This window comes from Synechococcus sp. B60.1, assembly GCF_047462555.1.
In the GTDB taxonomy this organism is placed as follows: domain Bacteria; phylum Cyanobacteriota; class Cyanobacteriia; order Thermostichales; family Thermostichaceae; genus Thermostichus.
Genome location: NZ_JANSJN010000007.1, coordinates 22683 through 24728 on the forward strand (window position 1 = coordinate 22683; position 2046 = coordinate 24728).

The 2046-nt window shown below is 63.3% G+C and carries 2 protein-coding genes; both read right to left on the reverse strand.

Annotation, left to right across the window (positions count from 1 at the left end; genetic code table 11):
* Nucleotides 1-23: 23 nt before the first annotated feature.
* Nucleotides 24-1358, reverse strand: a complete 1335-nt coding sequence (locus NW863_RS01515; RefSeq protein WP_414338314.1) for a sensor histidine kinase — start codon at nt 1356-1358, stop codon at nt 24-26.
* Between the two features lie 24 nt (nt 1359-1382).
* A partial coding sequence (locus NW863_RS01520) for a tRNA-(ms[2]io[6]A)-hydroxylase (RefSeq protein ID WP_414364001.1) occupies nt 1383-2046 on the reverse strand: 664 nt, incomplete at its 5' end.

Consider the following 2046-nt stretch of genomic DNA (forward strand, 5'->3'; position numbering starts at 1 on the left):
ATTGTCTGTTTTCTAGAGCACCTTTAGACAGTTTCTGGAGTGCAAGTTTCCAATCGTCGCTGGGGCAAAATCACCTCAAAGGTGGATCCCTGCCCCACCTTGCTCTCAACCCGCACCTGTCCCCGGTGCTGCTCGGCGATGCTTTTGACAATGGCCAGCCCCAAACCTGAGCCCGACCGCCGATTGGGATCCCCGCTGCGGGCCGGATCCACCCGGTAGAAACGGTCGAACAGGTGGGGCAGTGCCTGGGGTGGGATCCCCGGCCCGGTATCTTGCACCTGCAGCACCAGTTCTGGGGATCCGGAGCGCAGCCGCTGTTTTAGCCGCACCTGCACCTCGCCGCCGGGGGGGGTGTGGAGAAGGGCGTTTTCGATTAGGTTGGTGAACAGGCGGGCCAGTTGCTCTTCATCTCCCCAAAAGGCAAAGGGATCCCCTCCCGTCTCCTCTGGGGGGGCGGCCATATCCAGCTTTAGACGGATCCCTTTCTGGTTGGCCAAGCCCTGCAACTCTTCCACCACCTGCAGCAGCAGAGCATCCAGGGCACAGCAGCGGGGCTGGAAAGGCACCATGCCGCTGTCGTGGCGGGCCAGAAACAGCAGGTCGTCCACCAGCCGGCCCAGCCGCAGGCACAGCCGCTCCACCATCTGCCAGCGCTGGCGGGTGTCGGCATCCAATTGGGAGTCTGCCAAAGCCACCTGTACCGTGGTCTGGATGCTGGCCAAGGGGCTGCGCAGCTCGTGGGAGGCATCGGCGGTAAATTGCTTGAGCTGCTGGTAAGACTGGCGGATGGGCTGCATGGCCAAACCGGAGAGCAGCCAGCCGATTCCTCCTACACAGGCCAAACTGGCCGCTACCCAGAGGCTGAGATCCCGAATGAGCTGGCGTGTCGGCTTGCTCACCTCAAACCAGGGGTGGCTGACCCGCAAATACCCCAGCAGCTTCCCACTGGCCAGGATCGGCTCGGTGAACTGGCGCAGCCAATACCCAGGTGCGATGCGGGCGGTGTGCAGGGATCCCTCCGTCAGCAGGGGGGCAGGGATGCCGCCGGGCACGGTGGACCAGATGAGGGATCCCTGGGGATCAAACCACTCCAGGTCGATGTGGTCGTCTGCTAGGGTGCTGGGATCATCCCGAAAGCTGGCTTCCAAGCTGTGGCGGGCCTGCTGCGGGTCCAAGAGGCTCTCGTCCACCACCAGGGAGCGCTCGACAATTTCCACCACATGGCCCAGCGTGTCGTCCACCCGCTCAATCAGGGTTGACTGCACATACCAGTAGAAGCTGCCGGCAAACAGCAACAAAAACACCCCCGTTACCACCGTGTACCAGAGGGCCAGCCACCGCCGCGTTGCCTGGAACATGGGGTTGCACGGGAAGGGGAGAGGTTAGCTGTGGACACGAGGCTCGGGGTGAAGGGTGGAGAGGATCTCGGCTTCCACCTGCAGCAAAGCGTCCAGCCGCTCCTGCACCGGCTCGGCGGGGAACTGTTCTAGCGCCAGATCCAAATACAACTGCCAGTGCCGCTCTTCAGCCGCCGCCAGCCAGAGGTAAAACTGCCGCAGCTCCGGGTCGGGGACGTGGATCCCCAGCAGGCCTAGGCGTTCGTGGCTGCGGGCCTCGATGATGGCGGCCACTAGCAGTGCATCCAAGAGATGCTCCGGCTCGGAGCGGCGTAGGTGCTGGTTGAGGCGGCTGGCATAGGGAGCAGCCGAGAGGGGCCTGATCGGGATCCCCAGCCGTTGCAGGTGCCGGTGAACCCGCTCAAAGTGCTGCAGCTCCTCCCGCGCCAGTGGTGAAAGGGCTTCCACCAGCCGCCCGTTGGCCGGGTAGCGAAACAGCAAACTGAGGGCATTGCCCGCTGCTTTCTTCTCGCAGTTGGCGTGATCTAGCAAAATCAGGTCGAGGTGGCGAATGGCCTGCTCGATCCAGGCCGCGGAAGTTGGCGAGGCCAGTTGTAGCGTCGGCACAGGGTCAGAAGAGGTTGCAGGGATCAACAGCTTCCAAGTTGACCCATCCCGCCCGCTGCGGGAGCAGGGAACGGAACTGGGT